Origin of the sequence: Sphingobium sp. AP49 (assembly GCF_000281715.2) — a bacterium.
Classification (GTDB): domain Bacteria; phylum Pseudomonadota; class Alphaproteobacteria; order Sphingomonadales; family Sphingomonadaceae; genus Sphingobium.
This window is the reverse complement of sequence record NZ_CP124576.1, coordinates 3,063,194-3,079,446: the sequence shown is the minus strand read 5'-3', so window position 1 is coordinate 3,079,446 and position 16,253 is coordinate 3,063,194. Positions and strand designations below refer to the sequence as shown.

The following is a 16,253-nucleotide window of genomic DNA, read 5'->3' as shown; positions in this document are numbered from 1 at the left end:
ATTGCGCAGGAATAGCGGGATCGAGGCCACCGCCGCAACGCCAGCTTGATAACCAGGACCGTTGGTGACTGCCAGTGAGCTTCGCTTATTCTCCGTCGCACCTTTGTGGTGCGATCCCGCCCTCAATCCGCTACGCCCATGCAACGAATGGAGGGGGAATGGCACTGGCTCAAGGCGGACATGGAGAAGAGGGCTGGTATGTCCGCAACGTCGGCTCCGGCCAAGCGCAACAGCTGTGGCGGATCACCGATCGGACGGCCACTCATATGGGCGTCACCAACCCTGAGGCGGGCGCGGGTACCTATTATGCCGCGGATCCGGGTGAAACGATCTGGGCATGCCTACGACGCTCGACACCCTGGCTCGACGGATTCGATGGTTCCGGCCCCTTCCAGCGGATGATCCGTGGGCCGGGTGAATTTCATCCTCGTGTCGCCCGGCCAATTGCGCTGATGGTGAAAGAGAAACTCTGGTTTCCTGACGCCGCGAAGGAGCGGCGCTATGTCACCGGCGCGCAGAACCAGCTTGGATCCTTGATCGATGATCTGCGGCTGATCTGTCGCGTCGTGCAGCCTGCTGCCGGCACGCTGTCGGTCTATGGGCACGAGATCCGTAACCTGCTAATCTTGGCGGCGACCGAGGTCGAGATGCACTGGCGCGGCATCCTGACGGCCAACGGCTCAACCGCAAAATTCAACACGAATGAGTTTGTGAAGCTCGCAGCCCCCCTCGGCCTGCGGGAATATAGGGTTCACTTCCATCCTTGCCCGGACATTGCCCCGGTCAGGCCGTTCGCCGGTTGGGACGCTCTCGACCCGACAAACTCGCTACCTTGGTTTGCGGCCTATCATGGCGTGAAGCACAATCGCGAACATGAGTTCGAACAGGCGACGCTGGCCAACGGTTTTGCTGCGGTCGCAGCCTGCGCGGTCATGCTGGTCGCGCAGTTCGGGCGGGACGCGCTGACCCATGAACTGACAGGTTTCATGTCGGTTGAACCGCCAGCGTGGCCAACCGAAGAGATGTACCTAATGCCCGAAGCGGGGGGCAGTTGGACGCCAATCCCCATTCAAATCTAGAATTTATTGGATGGGTCGAAAACAGCCTGCCCATGCTTTGCGCGCGGAGAGAGTGTGACCGGGAAATTTTCACCTTTTGTCATCAAGGCGCTGGTCGATACGATCACAGGTGGGGCCGGCAACGACAATGCGCCGGCCATCGGGATCTACCGTTCGGGACCGAAGATCGAACAATTCTTCCTCGACTGTGGCCTGGATATGCGGATCGGCGCCAGCTCGCGCGTTCCAGCGACGACGGATTTTCTGCGCCAGACTGCAAATCACTATGACGGCAACGGCGACATATACGTCACCCGGATTATCGAGCGGGTCTGTGATCCTCGCGACTATCTGGCGGAACCCGACAAGGCGATCGCTGTGCGCGAGCATCTCAACAAGGCGCTTGCACCGGATGGTCTCGCCGTCGTCATCGTCGGCGGTAAGGCCCTTGTGACTGAGCGACGAGGGTCCGGCACGATCGTGGAGCCGTTCATCCAAAAGGTCGCGACGTTGGACTTCGACACCGTGCAGATGGAGATTGCCCGCGCTCTTCCGAATCTGGAAGATGACCCGGAAGATGCGGTGACGGCCGCTTGTTCCCTGATTGAAGCGGTGTGCCGTTCGATCCTCGTCGAACTCAAATTGCCGCTTCCCCCCAAAAAGGACATCGATGGGTTGATGCGCGCGGTGCAGGAGCCTTTGGGCCTATCGCCGGGCCGCTCCGACCTTCCGTCCGAGGTGGAATCTGATATCAGGCAAACGCTCAGTGGCCTGACGTCCGTTGCCAAAGGAATCGGTGCTCTACGGACACATGGCGGAGACGCTCATGGACGGGAGAGAGGATTCCGCCGCATCGATGCGCGGATCGCGCGCCTTGCCCTCAACGCGGCAAGTTCGCTCGCCTTGTTCCTGATCGAGAGCTGGGAACGAAAAGAGCACCGCTCCCTGCCTCAGCATGCTGGCGAAACCTGATGCCGCGACAACCTTCCACGCCCTCACTCGCGGCGCTGCGCCCGCTGCGCAAGGACCGCGTCATCGATCTAGTGCGCGCCGCCGGTCTCGACGTGTCGGACTGGTCGAATAGTCGCCGGGGCGAAGCCGGAGCGGCCACCAATCCAAAATATTGCTACGAATGGGTCTTCGTCGAACCCGGCGCGGCCATCGTTCTCAACCTCTGGCATGTCCTGCTCGAGGAGCAGGCCGACGGCTGCATCGTCCATCGCGGCAATTTCCGCGAGGACGCGGAAACCCAGTTCGCGCGTGGTCGCGGCAGCCCCTGGGGTGTCCGCGCTCGAAGGCTTGACGCAGCGCTCCAGACCGCATTGCAGGACAATCTTGCGGTCCGCGTCATTCTCAACGCCGGTGTCCGGCGAGATCGCGACGATGCCGAGGCCGAGGCGTCCAAGGTGGAACTGCGCGCTCTCGACCCCGAGCCGTGGTCGATCGCCGCTTACGATGTTGCGACGGGCGCGCATGTGCTGGTGCGCGGCGCGGCGGCGCCCAGCTTTGTGGATCAGTTCTCGATTGATGCGGATATTGGCGGTCCCGCCGTCCGGCACGAGCAAACCGGGTTTGTCTTTGACCGCGATCCTAAAGTCCGTGAAGCCGTGCTGAAACGCGCCTGCGGTCGCTGCGAATACTGTGATCAACCTGGCTTCCGCCGCGCCGACGGCGCGGTCTATCTTGAGACGCACCACATTGTGCCGTTGCACGAAGGTGAATCGGATCGTGTCGACAATGTCATTGCGCTTTGCCCAAACGATCATCGCGAAGCACATTATGGAGAGGACGCCGCCTCACTCAGGCTCCGCTTCATTGCAATTGTCGCTGAGGCATAACGCGGACCGTAGCTCACCAAATTGTGAGATATCGACGGGAGGGAAGGCCTTCCCCTGACGGCAAGCCTGAGTCTGGCCGTACCCCTTCAGCGGGACACCCCGCAACGCCCCTCGATTTGTAAATCCGCCTCGGCGGATTTGAGACTTTCCACATCTCCAGAGATCGGACCAGGGCTGCGCCCTTCCGATAGCGTTGGCGGTCGTTTCACTTCCCGAGATGGGGTGGGCGTCGCTTCCCTTTAGGCCCGCCGCGCCGGGGGCGCAACGCGCGGCTCGCCCGCGCCTTCTCATTTCCGCGGCTCTGCCCTGAGGAACATTGGATAGAAGCTCGCTTGGGGCTTGAGCTTGAGCATATCCCCTATGGCAATGGTGTTCGCCTTGCGACGCTCACCCCCCGCGGGCGTTATGACCTCAACGTCGGGATTCTCGATAATCGCGCTATGCACGTCATCCGTATGGGCCGGCGTCGTGTTGTAGATGCTCTCGTAAAAATCGCCCACGCCAATGACATCGCCGGACCCAGAGATGAGCTTGGGAATATCCGTCAGAAGCTGTGTCTTCGCGGCTTCGCGGCCGGAGAGATCAAAGAGGTATAGCGACCCATCTTCGTGGCTCGGGTCATAGCTCAACATGTTGAGGCCCGACCGGCCGAAATGCGCCTGGGCACTGCTGTTCTCGTGCAGGATGTTGTTATAGACCTGACGCGCTCGGTAGAAATTGCCGAAGTGGATCAGCCAATATCGCCATCCATCCGGATTGTTGATCGAGAATGGGCTGACGAAGGGTGCGCAGGTCCGGAAGGTTTCGAACACCAGTCGCTCGGCTGCGCCGAGCCAATTGCTCTTGCTCATCGCACCATTGAGCGTGCCCAGATTGGTGGCATCGATGTCGAAGGGGCGGAGCTGGGCTGCGAGCTGGACCGGGTCCGACTTCTGCAGAAACGACACCAGGGCCTCGATCGCGAAGGTGTAGAAAATCTCGACCGAGTGATAGGAGCGCATGATGTCGAGCAGCGTTTGACGCTGAACATGGCTGTGGCCGCACTGGTCCAGGTTGAAGAGGACGTTGCGGTAACGACCCTGATCGAGCAGTGCTTTCATCTGCGGATAAACGACCTCGAACGCCTCGGTCAGATACGCGATGCGCAGATGAAGCTTCGGGACATTCTCCACGATCTCCGCTTGCAACGGCGCGATGTTCGCCTTCAGCGCCTCAATCGCATCTCGGTTATGATCGTTCAGGATCAGCAGGCATTCGATCTCGATAAGCCCGATGCCCTGCGCCGCGCGCTGGATATTGACCGTCTCGATCGCCCGCTTCAATTCCTCAACGAAGATCAAAGGCGAGCCGGCGGTGCCGCACTGATAACGACCGCCCCCAGCGAACCCATCGACGATCGCCAGGCGGAACCGTTCCTGCTGTGGAAGTTTGCAGCGGACAGTCAGATATTCGGCGAAATACTCCCGAAGTATCTTGTGCTTGCGTCGCGAATGATCCTCCAGCGTCGCACCATCAGCCCACTCATACGGCTTTTCCGCCATCCTGCCCCCTTACCAACGCCGTTCCCCTTGTGATTATACGGTGCCCGCAAAGGCGGACGGCATTTCATCCCAGGTCTGCCCGCGATATTCTCGACCGTTGGCTTTCTTCGACCGGCGCTTATTGTCTTTGCCCCACGTTCCCCACTGCTTGAAGAAAAAAGCGGTTTCGTATTCCGCGCACTGGTCATGGATCTGATCGATCCATGCTTCGCGGATCGGCCGAGCCGCTCGGCCGCTCTCGCCACCCACGATAGCCCAATGGATGTCGGACAGATCGACATCCCCAACTGGACCGATCAGTGGTTCGAACGACAGGAAGCGAATGGCTGCCGGCACCGTTCGAAGATGATCGATCCTGTCCACGACGTCGGCATCTTCGATACTGGTCCCCAGCCACACATTTGGCAGGACATCCTTGATTTGTGTCGAGATGATAGACGCCATGCGCTCAGGCCGTTTGGTGAGGATCTGGTAATTATGGTGCGGCGTCTCGCGCATGACACGCCACACTTCGAGGATGAAGGCATCGCTCACCTGTTCATGGAACAGGTCGCTCATCGAATTGACGAATATCTTCCGCGATTTCTTCCAACGACGGGGGATGCCGAGCGAAGCCGGATCTTCCCGGACGACGCCGCTCCAGATAGTGCGCTTGCCACTTTGCCGGGTCAGTCCGGCATATTTCTCCATGCGCATCGCTTCGAGCCGCTTCGCCATCTCCATCGCGTAGCAGTTCGTACAACCGGCGCTGACGATCGAGCAGCCAGCCACCGGATTCCAGGTGGAATCTGTCCATTCAATCTGCGTTTCAGCCATGCCCTTCCCTCTGTAGCATCCGGGCTCCGGCCCGTATTTGAATCGTCCGCTTCCGCCTTACTATCCCGAATAGAACAGATTGGGAACATTTCGAGCTATCGACGTGCATATCGTTACCTCTCCTTCCAAGGACCACCGCTGGGCCAGTCACCGGCAAAGGCGGCGCCTTGGCCGAGCGCCAGTACCGGCGGCATCACCAGCGTCGCGACTTGAGCCTGGATCGCCGCGAACGGTTCTGGCGCCAGCGCGATTTCGGTCCGCCGCAGGAACGCTGTCCATTCCGCCTGTTTCTCGTCAGCGAAGGCGGGTGTGAGCGCCGGGGGCGTCTCGCCAGGCAAAGGGGTTTGGCGGCGATCGAAGGTGGCCTGGATGGCGCGCGACAGCACGGCGCCATCGAACGCGAACGATCCCGCGATCGCCCAGATGTCGTAGAAATCCTTGAGGCGCGTGTTCAGCATACCGAGCGCGACCATGGCCTGGAATTTCTCGGCCACGACCGTCTCGGGCGGATAGGCCCGAAGATGTGCGGTGGGCTGGCCGAGCAGCGACGGATACTCGATCTCGATCGCGCCCGGCGTGATCGCATCGCCATAGCCGATATCGACGTGCATCGGCAGGCGCGCGCCCGCGAGTTCGGCGACGAAGTCGATGCGGACGCCGGCATATTCATCCTCGGCACGGGCCGCGGCCGCGCGCAGGGTTTCGGGCCGGAACACGATGCCGTCGTCATCGACCGCGACCGCGAGGATTTCCTGAAAAACCGCCGCGAGCTGCTCGGGCGCGTTTTCGCCTATGCCCAGCAGATCGAGGTCGCCGGTGGCGCGATAAGGCGCTGCCGCCCACAGGCTGAACAGCATCGCGCCCTTGAGCACGAACCGCTCGCGATGTGGCGACAGGCTCAGGCGAAAGAGCAGACGTTCGATGACGTAGCGGGTCATCAGCAGCTGTGCGTTTTCCCGACGCTCGCGGGCACGCGCCGTCAGCCGGTCGCGCACCGAGATCGCCATGTTCTTCGGCGGCCGGCTCATGTCATGGCTTCGAGATAGGGCCGGATCACCGATTGGACCCGATCGAGCTCAGCATAACGGTAGATCGCATTGAGGTCCGGCCGGGGCCGGGACTTCATGAAATCGCGCAGGGCCTCGACCGCCACGTCGATACCGATCTTGTTGCGGTGCTTGAAGCAGTCGGCGACGGTCTTGGCCGGTACGGTGATGGGCACCGGAACGCCGTCGATGACGTGTGTCTCGACGCCCGCTGTCAGCGCTTCGCCGCTCGCGCGAACGATCTTCAGCGCCACGGACGGATTGACCGGCGCCCAATCCTTTTGGCCGAGCATCATCCACACCGCATGGGGGGTCTGCGTGGTCAGCTCATGGAACTGCAGCGCCGACAGCAGGCAGATGACGCCGCGCGGCTGGATGCGGACGGCCTCGGCCAGGCTCGTTGAACTGTCGACGTTCGCGTCGGCCAGTTTGTAGAGCCCGCGGCCGACCTGCTGGAGGACGCCTTCGTCACGCAGCCTTTGCAGGGTCGCCCGCGTCACGCCGGCCGCGTCGAAGTCGCGTCCGCGCGCAATGCCGCGGTGCCGGACGACCTCCAGGGCCCGTTCTCGATGAGTCGTCGGTTCCATGCGGCTTGATATAAGTCCTAGGTATTTACATGCAATGACCAAGTTTATGTATCACTCCCGCGGGACGCTGAATCTGAGTTTCTGTCCAAACGTATGAAAGCAGACTGTTGCTGGGAGGGGAAAGCCTTCCCCTGACGGCCAGCCGAGGTCTGGCCGTACCCCTTCTGCGGGGCGGGGCCCCGCAACGCCCCGGATGGCACGCGGAATCAACGGAGCGCACACTGCCAGCTTCTGCGAAGCCGGTCAGGGATGCGCGCGTTTTGATGACCGCGTTGCACTCTTGCTTTGTCCGGAAGGCGCGGCGGCGGCTGGCCCACAGGCCCGCGCGCACGCCGCCGCGCCGGGCCGGTCGCCGCAAGGGTGCTTTTGTTGGGGGCACCGCTGACGCGGCGCGGTTGCTTAGGGCTCTGCCCCCGGCGCCCTTCGAAGCGGCTTCCGCCCAGCTTCCTCCACGCTACGCGTTCCGTGCAGCCGGTTCCCCGCGAAGCCGCCCACTCCGGTTGCACCCCCGGTCTCGCCGACGGGCAGGGTTTCAGCGCGGCGCTTCGCTGCGCGAAACCCAAGCCAAGGAGCAGTAAGATGACCGATACCGTTCAGACCGAAGCCGTCAGTGGCGTCGAGATTTTCGTGCCGCTGAACAAGCTGAAAAAGTCCCCCAACAATGCCCGCAAGGTGCCGCATGGGGAAGCCGCGATCGAGGCGCTTGCCGCATCGATCCAGCATAAGGGGCTGATCCAGAACCTTGTCATCGAACCCGAGACGAAGGAGGACGGGACGCCGACCGGCTGCTATCTCGTCACCGCTGGCGAGGGCCGCAGGCTGGCGATGCTCCTGCGCGCCAAGCGCAAGCAGATAAGGAAGTCGGAAGCCGTGCGCTGCTGGCTCGATACCGCCAACGATCCGTCCGAGATCAGTCTGGACGAGAATGTGACGCGGACCCCGATGCACCCTGCCGATCAGTTCGAGCGGTTTGCGGAGCTTTCCAACGACAAGGGTTGGGGCGCGCAAGAAATCGGCGCGCGGTTCGGCGTGTCGGCGGGCGTGGTGAAGCAGCGGCTTCGCTTGGGCGCTGTCTCGCCCAAGCTGTTGCAGGTCTACCGTGAGGACGGCCTTACGCTCGACCAGCTTATGGCCTTCGCCATCACCGAGGACCATGCCCGGCAAGAGGCGGTGTTCGCCAACCTGCATCACAACCGCGAGCCGTGGATCATCCGACGCGACATAACCGCCGCCAACGTGCCCGCCACCGACCGGCGCGCGGTGTTCGTCGGGGCCGACGCCTATGTCGAGGCGGGCGGCAATATCATCCGTGACCTGTTCAGCGAGGATCGGGGCGGGTTCTTCGAGGATGCGGGCTTGCTCGACATGCTCGCCGTCGAGAAGCTGCGCGAGATCGCGGGCGAGGTTCAGGCTGAGGGCTGGAAGTGGGCCGAGGCCCATATCGACTATCCCCACACCCACGGGATGCGGCGCTTCTATCCGCAGTCCGTCGCCCTGTCCGACGAGGACAAGGCCCGGTTGGAGGCGCTGTCCACCGAGCATGACGAACTGGCCGAGGGTTATTCGTCCTATGACGAGATGCCCGAGGACGTGGCCGAGAAGCTGGAGGCGATTTCCGACGAGATCGACGCCATCTCCGACAAGCGCTCCGCCTACGATGCCAATGTGATCGCGCATGGCGGCGTGTTCGTGGTGCTGAACCATGACGGCGTTCCCCGTCTCCAGCGCGGTTTCGTTCGTCTCGAGGACGAAGCGCTGGCGGACCCGCAGCCCGAGCCGGAAGCCGAAGGCGATGTGACTGCCCCGGAGGTGGGGGAGGACGAGCAACCGGAGGACGGCGACGAGGACGTGCAGGAGATCGAGGAGGACGAGGAACCGGGCAAGCCGATTTCCGATAGCCTCATTCGCGACCTGTCCGCCCACCGAACCCTCGCCTTGCGGGTGGCGCTGGCCGATCAGCCCGGCATCGCGTTGATCGCACTCACCCACACGCTCACCGCGCAACTGTTCTATAGCTTTGCGGAGGCCGGTTGCCTTGAGGTCCGCCCGACCGCGACCCCTTTGGGAAGCCACGCAGACGGGATCGAGGACACCCCATTGGCGGCGCGAGCGAGCGAGCAACACGAGGCATGGGCCGAGCGGATGCCACGCGACGTAGCGGACCTGTGGAGTTTCATCGTCGGGCTGCCAGACGAGAAGCGAACCGCGCTGCTGGCACATTGCGCTGCCCACACCGTCAATGCGCTGCGGTTGCCGTGGGATCGCAAGCCCCGGTCGTTGCAGACCGCCGACCGGCTGGCGCGCGCGCTGACGCTGGACGTGGCGAAGGACTGGACGCCTACGGTGGACAGCTATCTTGGCCGCGTCACCAAGGCGCATATCCTCCAAGCTGTGTCCGAAGGCGTGTCCGACGATGCCGCCCGCCGCATCGCCGACATGAAGAAGCCGGACATGGCGCAGACCGCTGAGCAGCTTCTGACCGGTAGCGGCTGGCTTCCCACCGTGCTGCGGACGCCGAAGGCGGAAGTGGAGCAGCCGTCCGAAGCGGAGGCTCCCTATACCGAAGCGGAGGACGGCGAAGCGTCCTTTGCCGTCGCCGCCGAATAGCGGCATTGGGCGGGGCCGCGCGAGCGGTCCCGGCCTTCCATTTCGACCGGCAAAATCGCGGCCGCGCCCGTTGGGGCGCGGCCGCTTTCGTTTTGCCAACGCAAGACCCTTCCAAGGGGGCGCAACACGGGTGCCGGATCGACGAGCAGCATCTTGGCGACCGTTTCTCCGATTGACCTTGTCAGGCCGTGGAGGCGGGGGGACGCGACGACGATATTGGCGTTCGGTGGTTGCAAATCCCGCGTCGCATTCGACGTATGTCTGTCGAGGTTGCGAGACATCGGTTGCGCCCGTCATCCAATGATCGTCTTGGTTGCCGGGTCGTTTGCTGATCGCGCGGTTCAGCACAGCAGCCATTTTCCGCCTGTCAGGTCGCGAGGTGCGCCAACACGTCTAGTTTCGGCTTCGGTATGACCGCGCGGCCTCTCGATTGGCTTGATCTAACCGGGGCCGGCTTCGCCTTGCTCGGCCTGCAGCAACACCGCCGCGCGGCTTTTTTCCGCCGCCTTCGGCTTTGCATCGCGAAGCAAAAAAGCCGCGCGGCGCCATCCTCCGCTGCGCTCCGGCCGCAAGCGGTGCGCGTCCGATCATCCCCGCTTCACCGATCGCCATCGAGGCCGCGGCAGTCGTGGCCCGAGAACGAAAGGAACTTTGACATGGCGACCATCGGCACCTTCACCCAAGCGGCCAACGGCTCCTTCACCGGAACCATCAAGACGCTCACCCTCAACGCCAAGGCCACCCTCCGGCCAGTCGACAAGGAGAGCGATAAGGCTCCCGACTACCGCCTCGCGGTCGGCACGGTCGAGTGCGGCGCGGGATGGAAGAAGACCAGCCGCGAGAACCGCGACTACATCTCGGTCAAGCTGGACGATCCCACCTTTCCGGCCCCGATCTACGCCACCCTGTCCGAGACCGAGACCGCCGGCGAATACGCGCTGATCTGGTCCCGCTGAGCCCCGACACGGCGCCCCGCTCCATCGGAGCGGGGCGCATTCGTGTGTTTGTTTCGCCGTTTATCAAAAGCGGACGGGCCAGTCGGCCCGGCATGTTGTCGGAGGTGCTTGGGGCGCTGCCCCCAGCGCCCTTCGGAGCGGCTTCCGCCCAGCTTCCTCCACGCTGCGCGTTCCGTGCAGCCGGTTCCCCGCGAAGCCGCCCACTCCGGTTGCACCCCCGGTCTCGCCGACGGGCAGGGTTTCAGCGCGGCGCTCCGCTGCGCGGAAACCCAAGCCCACGGAAGGAAAGACCCATGAGCATCCACCATCTGGCCACCCGGTTCGGCCGCAACGCCCATCAGATCAGCGGACGCGAGGCGCTCGACAACGAGGCGCTGTATCGCCACGTCCCGTCCATCTTCGCCCGCGAAGCGCACGACAGCCGTTCCGAGCGCTATGTTTATGTCCCCACCATCGACATTGTGGAGGGGTTGCGCCGGGAAGGATGGTTCCCGTTCTTCGCCGTGCAGTCCGTCCCGCGCGATGGCAGCCGTCACGGCCACGCCAAGCATATGCTCCGCCTGCGCCGCGATGACGGCATCGGAAAGCCCGAGGCCGCCGAAGTCATCATCGTCAACAGCCATGACGGGACCAGCGCCTATCAGATGTTCGCCGGGATGCTGCGTTTCGTTTGCACCAACAGCATGATCGCGGGCGAGCGGTTCGAGGAAGTCCGCGTGCCGCACAAGGGCAATATCCAACACGACATCATCGAAGGCGTTTACACTGTTGCCGAGGACTTCCCCCGGCTGATCGACGCCAGCGAGTCGATGAAGGCGATCCAGCTTTCGCCGGATGAGCAGCGCTTGCTTGGCGAGGTTAGCCTCGTTGCGCGCTATGGCGACGACGAAAGCCCGGTTCGGCCCGAGCAGATCATCGAGCCGCGCCGCCGCGAGGATGTGGACCGCAGCCTGTGGACCACCTTCAACGTCATTCAGGAGAATGTGGTTCGTGGCGGGTTACAGGGCCGTAAGCGCAATGCCGAGGGCCGTATCCGCCGCGCGCAGACCCGCGCGATCAACGGCATCGACCAGAATGTGACGCTCAACCGCGCGCTCTGGACGCTGGCCGAAGGGATGCAGCGCCTCAAAGCGGCCTGACGATAACTACCGCAGGGCCGGAGTTCCGGCCCTGCGGCTTCGCATTTTCGCGCCGATCCGCTGCGCTTGATCGGCGGCGGTCGCGCGTCCCAAGGTCGCGCGGCCGCAATCGCGCTCGCCGGGCTACCGCCCGGCTCGCGCTCAAGTTCTGCGAAGCAAGTCAGGCTCGGGCGGATCGATCTCGGCGACAAGATCGGCAGGTGTGACGCCGAGCGCTGACGCCAAGTGAAACAAAGTGACGACGGTCGGATTGCGCCGGCCGCGCTCCAGATCGCTGACATATTGTTGGGTAAAACCGGACGTCTCGGCAAAGCGCTCTTGGGTAAAGCCCTTATCCTTCCTCAGCTTGGCGAAGTTCAATCCCACTAGGCGGCGCATATCCATGCGCAGGAAACTGGACGATACATCTCATCGGGTTTATCCCATATAAGTTGTATCGGCTGGAACGCGCCATCGGTCACTGCGGAGGGTGCGTCTAACGATGCAGGACTTGCGCGTATCCGGTTCTGTAATTTGAGCTAAACTGGTTAACGGCAAACATGTCGGGGGCGCCATGAGCACCAGCCAATTCGCAGATCGCGCGCCGGAGGTATCGTGGCTCACGGCGTATGACGAAAGCCACCTCATTGCCTATTTGCGGCTGCTCGACGCGGACGATGACGGGGCCGATTGGCGCGAGACGACTGCCGCCATCCTCGGTGTGGACGCAACCGTCGAACCGCAACGGGCAAGGACGATGCACGATACCCACCTGGCCCGTGCGCGCTGGATGACGGAGGTCGGTTATGCCCATCTGCTTGGCTGCCGGCCCTCGCTAAAGCGTTAAGATTTAACTCCGATTTGGATCGATCTCACAGCTTTCCATGGCGCTCGCGCGGCATGGTTGTGTGCTCCCTTCGCGCTATCACGCACCTATCCTATTGAGGATGCTGCACTTCCTTGAATCCGCGTACAGCGCGGTTAGGAGGAAGCCATGCCGACGCCGCACCGTCGGCGCGAGCGACGCGACGGCAATCTGTCGGACGCGCTCGGTCGCGCCGATCTAGCCGCCGAGTTCCTGCGGAGAAACCGCACCTACCGCGCCGAACATACGCAGATGCAGCAGCGCATCGCAGACGGCGCCGTCGCAAAGAACGCCGCCGAGGCGGCGTTCGCGCGGCGCTGGGGGTTATCCTTTCGCCACGGCACCGGATGATCTGTCAGATCCGGTCGTCTGGCGCCCGGAGCTGACCGCCGTCACGGTCATTCTGGACGCCACGCCGGAGGGATTCGAGACCGCCGCCCCGGTCGATCCGCGCACGCTCGGCTTGCTCCTCGCCGATCAGGCCGGGATCGAAGGTCGTCACATCGTGGTCGCCGATGCGGCCGGCGAGCATCGGCTGTGGCTGCGCGATGCAACTCCCGGCCGGCCGCTCGCCGCCGTCATCCCGCTCGACAAGGATTTCCTCACGCGCATCGCCAGCCTGTTGCGATTCCATCGCCGTCTGCTCGGCCGCCGGGCGGGTCCGCTGCCGCGTGGCTGGCCGCTCACTGCCTACCGGCTGGCGCGCTTGGACCTGATCCTCCGCGCGCTCGACCTGCGCCACGACGGCGCGACCTATCGCCAGATCGCGACGGCGCTGGGGCGCGACGAAGCCGCCCGGCTATCGGCGAGTGACTGGAAAATGTCGGCCTCGCGCTCGTTCGTGGTGCGCTTGGTCCGCGACGGCATCGCGATGATGAATGGCGATTACCGCAAACTGCTCCGTATCCGCTGACGGTCCCGCTCCGGCGACGCCCCGCAGGGGGGTGATCGCATCCGTGCAGCCGCACATCTTCATACCCCACCCGGCCGCGCTGATTCTGACAATTACGCCTCCTGCCGCCACCGTCCGCAGGAGCCGTCACTTGTCCGATACGACCACCAATCTGCCGCCCCGCTTCCTGCGCACGCCGGAAGCCGCGCGGTTTCTCGGCCTCTCCGGGCGCACCCTGGAGAAGCACCGCTATTTCGGGACCGGCCCGGCCTACCGCCGTATCGGCGGCCGCGTCGTCTATTCGGTCGATGACCTGCGCGCCTGGGCCGACATCGGCATCAAGCATTCGACTTCCGATCCGGGGCAGGACGACCTCATGCCGCGCGCGGATTCAGCCATCGCCCGGAGCCGGCGATGACTATCCCGCCAGCACCCATGCGCCACCGCCAGCCGTCAGAGGACGGCACGACGCGCGTCGAACTGACCTGGATCGAGAAGCGGGTCGAGCACTGGATCAGGTTCGGCCGCGTCGCCGTGGACGAGATCGTCGATCGCCGCCGCCGCATCGTTCGCTTCCGTCCCGGCGCGATCTTCGCGTTCGTCCGCTGGGCGGCCAACGACTATGGCACAGTCAGTTCGCGCATCGACATCGTGCGCGCAGTCCGCGCGAACGAGCCGTTCACAACGCTGCCGTTCGTGCGGCCGGGCGGCGACATCCTGCTCAAGATCGAGGGCTGGCCCAAGGTCAGCCAAGTGCTCGCCGCGATCGACGCGACCGAGGCGGCCGGCGTCGATCCGTGCGACGCCGCGCCGGATCATTGGCGGCACGTCCACAACCGCATCGCCGCCGGTCAACCGCCGCGCCCCTATACGATGGAGCGCCATCGCGCGTGGCTCAAACGCCGTGAGATCGAGCGATGACCCGCCGTGGATGGGCCATTGCGACGGCCTCCGCCGCGTCGCTGTTCGGCGCGTCGTTCCTCGCCGTGGCGGTATTCGATCCGCTCCCGCGCATAGTCTGGAACGCCAGCGCGAGCGCGCCGATCGGGGTCTACCGGATCGAGCCGCTTCCCGATCCGCCGAACGGTGCATTGGTCGCCGTGACGCCGCCACCGACCCTGGCGCGCTGGCTGGCGGAGCGCGGCTATCTCGGCGAGCGCGTGCCGCTGTTGAAGCATGTCGCGGCACGGCCGGGGCAGAGCGTGTGCCGCATCAACGCAGTAGTGAGCGTCGATGGGCGGCCCGTCGTCGTCGCCCGGCAGCGTGACGGCCGGGGCCGTCCGCTGCCGGTCTGGCAGGGGTGCCGCACGCTTCGCGCCGGCGAGCTGCTGATGCTCAACCCCGAACACGCGGACAGCATGGATGGGCGCTATTTCGGTCCGCTGCCCACCTCGGCCGTGCTTGGCGGCGCCGTCCCGATCCTGACCCGCGACTCCCCGACCGCGCCGCTCACCTGGCGCTGACCCGCTTTTCAACTGCCAACCCAAAGGAGATCATCATGCAGATCGGCAGCTTCTTCCGCACCGCCAACGGCTACGAAGGCATTATCGAGACGGCGACGCTCGACATACGAATCTCGATCGTTCCGGCCGAGCTGAGCGATGCCGACAACGCGCCCGACTGGCGCGTCCACCGCGGCGACGATGGTGAAGGCCCGGAGATCGGCGCCGGCTGGAACGAGAGCGGCGAGCGCGCCGGGGATTACGTCTCGCTGCGCATCGACGATCCCAGCTTCCCTCAGCCGATCCGCGCCGCGCTGTTCCAGAACGGCAGCGACAAGTCGGCTTGGTCGCTGCGCTGGAACCGCCAGCCGAAGTCGCGCGAGCAGGACTGAGCCCGTGCGCTTCGCTATCATCCCTTTGTTCGCGGATAGGCCGTCTCATCCCTTCGTCCCGCTCGGTTGCAGGCCGGCCGGGGCGCGCAGCGAAGGTCAAGGGCGGCCAAGGGCCGGCGCTTCGCGCGCACCCTTTACCGCAGCGAGCACGCTGGCAGGCTGGCGGCGGAGCGGAGTTGGATCGGCGATCGCCGTTGCCGTCGTCCTGCTGTCCGGCGGCGCTATGTCTGCTCCGGCGATGGCACAGGATATGCCGGCCGCGCGATCGGCGGCCGTCCATCCTTACTCCGGTCATGTCGCCGAGGCCGCACGCCGGTTCGGTATCCCCGAAGCGTGGATATGGGCGGTGATGCGCGTCGAGAGCGGCGGCGATTCCCGCGCCGTCTCGCGCGCCGGGGCGATGGGCTTGATGCAGATCATGCCTGCGACCTGGGCGGCGCTGCGCGCTCGCTACGGCCTCGGTCCCGATCCGTTCGACCTGCGCGACAACATCATGGCGGGCACGGCCTACCTGCGCGAGATGCACGACCGATACGGTAACGCCAGCGCGATGTTGGCAGCCTATAATGTGGGACCGGGCCGCTACGACGACTTCGTGTCGCGCGGCCGTCCGCTGCCCGCTGAGACGGTCGGCTATCTTGCGCAGCTCGCGCCGATCACTGGCGGATCGGGCGCTGTGCAGGTGGCGTTAAGCGTGCCGCCTGATCCGTTCGCCTGGCGTCGCGCCGCGTTGTTTGTCCGCACGGGGAGCGGCGCATCAGATGCAGTTGGCGTGCAGTCCGGCAGCGGCGAACCCGCGCCGGAAACGCCCTCGGGCAGTGTAGAATCTGACGGCGGTCGCACGACCGATCCGTCGCCGAATGTAGCGCGTGATACGCTGTTCGTGCCCCGCGCCCGCGCGGGCCGACCGCAATGATCGGCCTGTCGCTCCCTTCATCCGTCCGAAGCAGAAGAGTGGCTGGGGAGAAGGAAAACGGCAGGGACAGACGAGGGCAAGATATAAGCAGCGCCCCGTTCAGCCAAAAAGCCGAGGCTTTTCCGTGGCTTCACGCGGGGGCGTCGGTCGGCGCGCGTGCCGCGCGGAAGGAAAAATCC

At 64.3% G+C, this 16,253-nt stretch carries 19 protein-coding genes; 14 read left to right on the top strand and 5 right to left on the bottom strand.

The features are described 5' to 3' along the window. The first annotated feature begins 158 nt into the window (after positions 1-158). From PMI04_RS14680 to PMI04_RS14670, 3 genes are read left to right on the top strand one after another with little or no spacing between them, the layout of a single operon-like run. Positions 159-1,079, top strand: coding sequence for a hypothetical protein (locus tag PMI04_RS14680; RefSeq protein ID WP_007706598.1), 921 nt, complete (start codon positions 159-161; stop codon positions 1,077-1,079). Between the two features lie 54 nt (positions 1,080-1,133). Then, on the top strand, positions 1,134-2,030 hold the full coding sequence (locus tag PMI04_RS14675) for an abortive infection family protein (RefSeq protein WP_007706602.1): 897 nt from the start codon (positions 1,134-1,136) through the stop codon (positions 2,028-2,030). Beyond that, a complete protein-coding gene (locus PMI04_RS14670) occupies positions 2,030-2,896 on the top strand; it encodes an HNH endonuclease signature motif containing protein (RefSeq protein ID WP_007706619.1) in 867 nt (288 codons plus the stop codon). The genes PMI04_RS14675 and PMI04_RS14670 overlap by 1 nt, the downstream gene beginning before the upstream one ends. A 287-nt stretch (positions 2,897-3,183) precedes the next feature. On the opposite strand, the gene PMI04_RS14665 is transcribed toward PMI04_RS14670, so the two are convergent. The 4 genes from PMI04_RS14665 to PMI04_RS14650 all read right to left on the bottom strand — a co-directional run bounded on the left by PMI04_RS14665 (position 3,184) and on the right by PMI04_RS14650 (position 6,886). After that, positions 3,184-4,437 carry a three-Cys-motif partner protein TcmP gene (locus tag PMI04_RS14665; protein WP_007706622.1) on the bottom strand — a complete coding sequence of 418 codons (1,254 nt, stop codon included), beginning with the start codon at positions 4,435-4,437 and terminating at the stop codon, positions 3,184-3,186. A 33-nt stretch (positions 4,438-4,470) separates the two neighbouring features. Continuing rightward, on the bottom strand, positions 4,471-5,253 hold the full coding sequence (locus PMI04_RS14660) for a phage Gp37/Gp68 family protein (RefSeq protein ID WP_007706625.1): 783 nt from the start codon (positions 5,251-5,253) through the stop codon (positions 4,471-4,473). Between the two features lie 113 nt (positions 5,254-5,366). Next, positions 5,367-6,281, bottom strand: a complete 915-nt coding sequence (locus PMI04_RS14655; RefSeq protein WP_007706637.1) for a nucleotidyl transferase AbiEii/AbiGii toxin family protein — start codon at positions 6,279-6,281, stop codon at positions 5,367-5,369. Next, positions 6,278-6,886, bottom strand: a complete 609-nt coding sequence (locus tag PMI04_RS14650; RefSeq protein WP_007706639.1) for a type IV toxin-antitoxin system AbiEi family antitoxin domain-containing protein — start codon at positions 6,884-6,886, stop codon at positions 6,278-6,280. Before PMI04_RS14650 ends, PMI04_RS14655 begins: the two co-directional genes overlap by 4 nt. A 579-nt stretch (positions 6,887-7,465) precedes the next feature. On the opposite strand from PMI04_RS14650, the gene PMI04_RS14645 reads away from it, so the two are divergent. The 3 genes from PMI04_RS14645 to PMI04_RS14635 all read left to right on the top strand — a co-directional run bounded on the left by PMI04_RS14645 (position 7,466) and on the right by PMI04_RS14635 (position 11,588). Next, positions 7,466-9,493, top strand: a complete 2,028-nt coding sequence (locus PMI04_RS14645) for a ParB/RepB/Spo0J family partition protein (protein WP_007713729.1) — start codon at positions 7,466-7,468, stop codon at positions 9,491-9,493. A gap of 656 nt (positions 9,494-10,149) precedes the next feature. Then, complete coding sequence (locus tag PMI04_RS14640; protein WP_007713727.1) at positions 10,150-10,449, top strand: DUF736 domain-containing protein; 300 nt, start codon at positions 10,150-10,152, stop codon at positions 10,447-10,449. Between the two features lie 293 nt (positions 10,450-10,742). Beyond that, a complete protein-coding gene (locus PMI04_RS14635) occupies positions 10,743-11,588 on the top strand; it encodes a DUF932 domain-containing protein (RefSeq protein WP_007713724.1) in 846 nt (281 codons plus the stop codon). 141 nt (positions 11,589-11,729) lie between these two features. Here the strand turns inward: PMI04_RS14635 and PMI04_RS14630 are convergent, their stop codons facing one another. Further along, positions 11,730-11,972, bottom strand: coding sequence for a helix-turn-helix transcriptional regulator (locus PMI04_RS14630; protein ID WP_007713722.1), 243 nt, complete (start codon positions 11,970-11,972; stop codon positions 11,730-11,732). A gap of 169 nt (positions 11,973-12,141) precedes the next feature. Between PMI04_RS14630 and PMI04_RS14625 the strand changes: the two genes are divergently transcribed. From PMI04_RS14625 to PMI04_RS14590, 8 genes are all read left to right on the top strand, one after another. Beyond that, a complete protein-coding gene (locus tag PMI04_RS14625) occupies positions 12,142-12,414 on the top strand; it encodes a DUF2285 domain-containing protein (RefSeq protein WP_007713719.1) in 273 nt (90 codons plus the stop codon). Between the two features lie 147 nt (positions 12,415-12,561). Continuing rightward, entirely contained in the window at positions 12,562-12,783 is a 222-nt protein-coding gene (locus PMI04_RS14620) for a DUF6499 domain-containing protein (protein WP_007713717.1), read from the top strand. Positions 12,784-12,895: 112 nt separating this feature from the next. Continuing rightward, positions 12,896-13,345 carry a DUF2285 domain-containing protein gene (locus PMI04_RS14615; protein ID WP_238535995.1) on the top strand — a complete coding sequence of 150 codons (450 nt, stop codon included), beginning with the start codon at positions 12,896-12,898 and terminating at the stop codon, positions 13,343-13,345. 130 nt (positions 13,346-13,475) lie between these two features. Further along, positions 13,476-13,742, top strand: a complete 267-nt coding sequence (locus tag PMI04_RS14610; protein WP_283184790.1) for a helix-turn-helix domain-containing protein — start codon at positions 13,476-13,478, stop codon at positions 13,740-13,742. Then, positions 13,739-14,245 carry a DUF2840 domain-containing protein gene (locus tag PMI04_RS14605; RefSeq protein WP_007708477.1) on the top strand — a complete coding sequence of 169 codons (507 nt, stop codon included), beginning with the start codon at positions 13,739-13,741 and terminating at the stop codon, positions 14,243-14,245. Before PMI04_RS14610 ends, PMI04_RS14605 begins: the two co-directional genes overlap by 4 nt. Further along, complete coding sequence (locus tag PMI04_RS14600; RefSeq protein ID WP_007708479.1) at positions 14,242-14,787, top strand: S26 family signal peptidase; 546 nt, start codon at positions 14,242-14,244, stop codon at positions 14,785-14,787. The genes PMI04_RS14605 and PMI04_RS14600 overlap by 4 nt, the downstream gene beginning before the upstream one ends. 32 nt (positions 14,788-14,819) lie before the next feature. After that, complete coding sequence (locus tag PMI04_RS14595) at positions 14,820-15,158, top strand: DUF736 domain-containing protein (protein WP_037486067.1); 339 nt, start codon at positions 14,820-14,822, stop codon at positions 15,156-15,158. A 223-nt stretch (positions 15,159-15,381) separates the two neighbouring features. Then, the gene (locus tag PMI04_RS14590; RefSeq protein WP_202947607.1) at positions 15,382-16,074 is read left to right on the top strand and encodes a lytic transglycosylase domain-containing protein; all 693 of its coding nucleotides are present in this window, start codon (positions 15,382-15,384) and stop codon (positions 16,072-16,074) included. Positions 16,075-16,253: the final 179 nt, after the last annotated feature.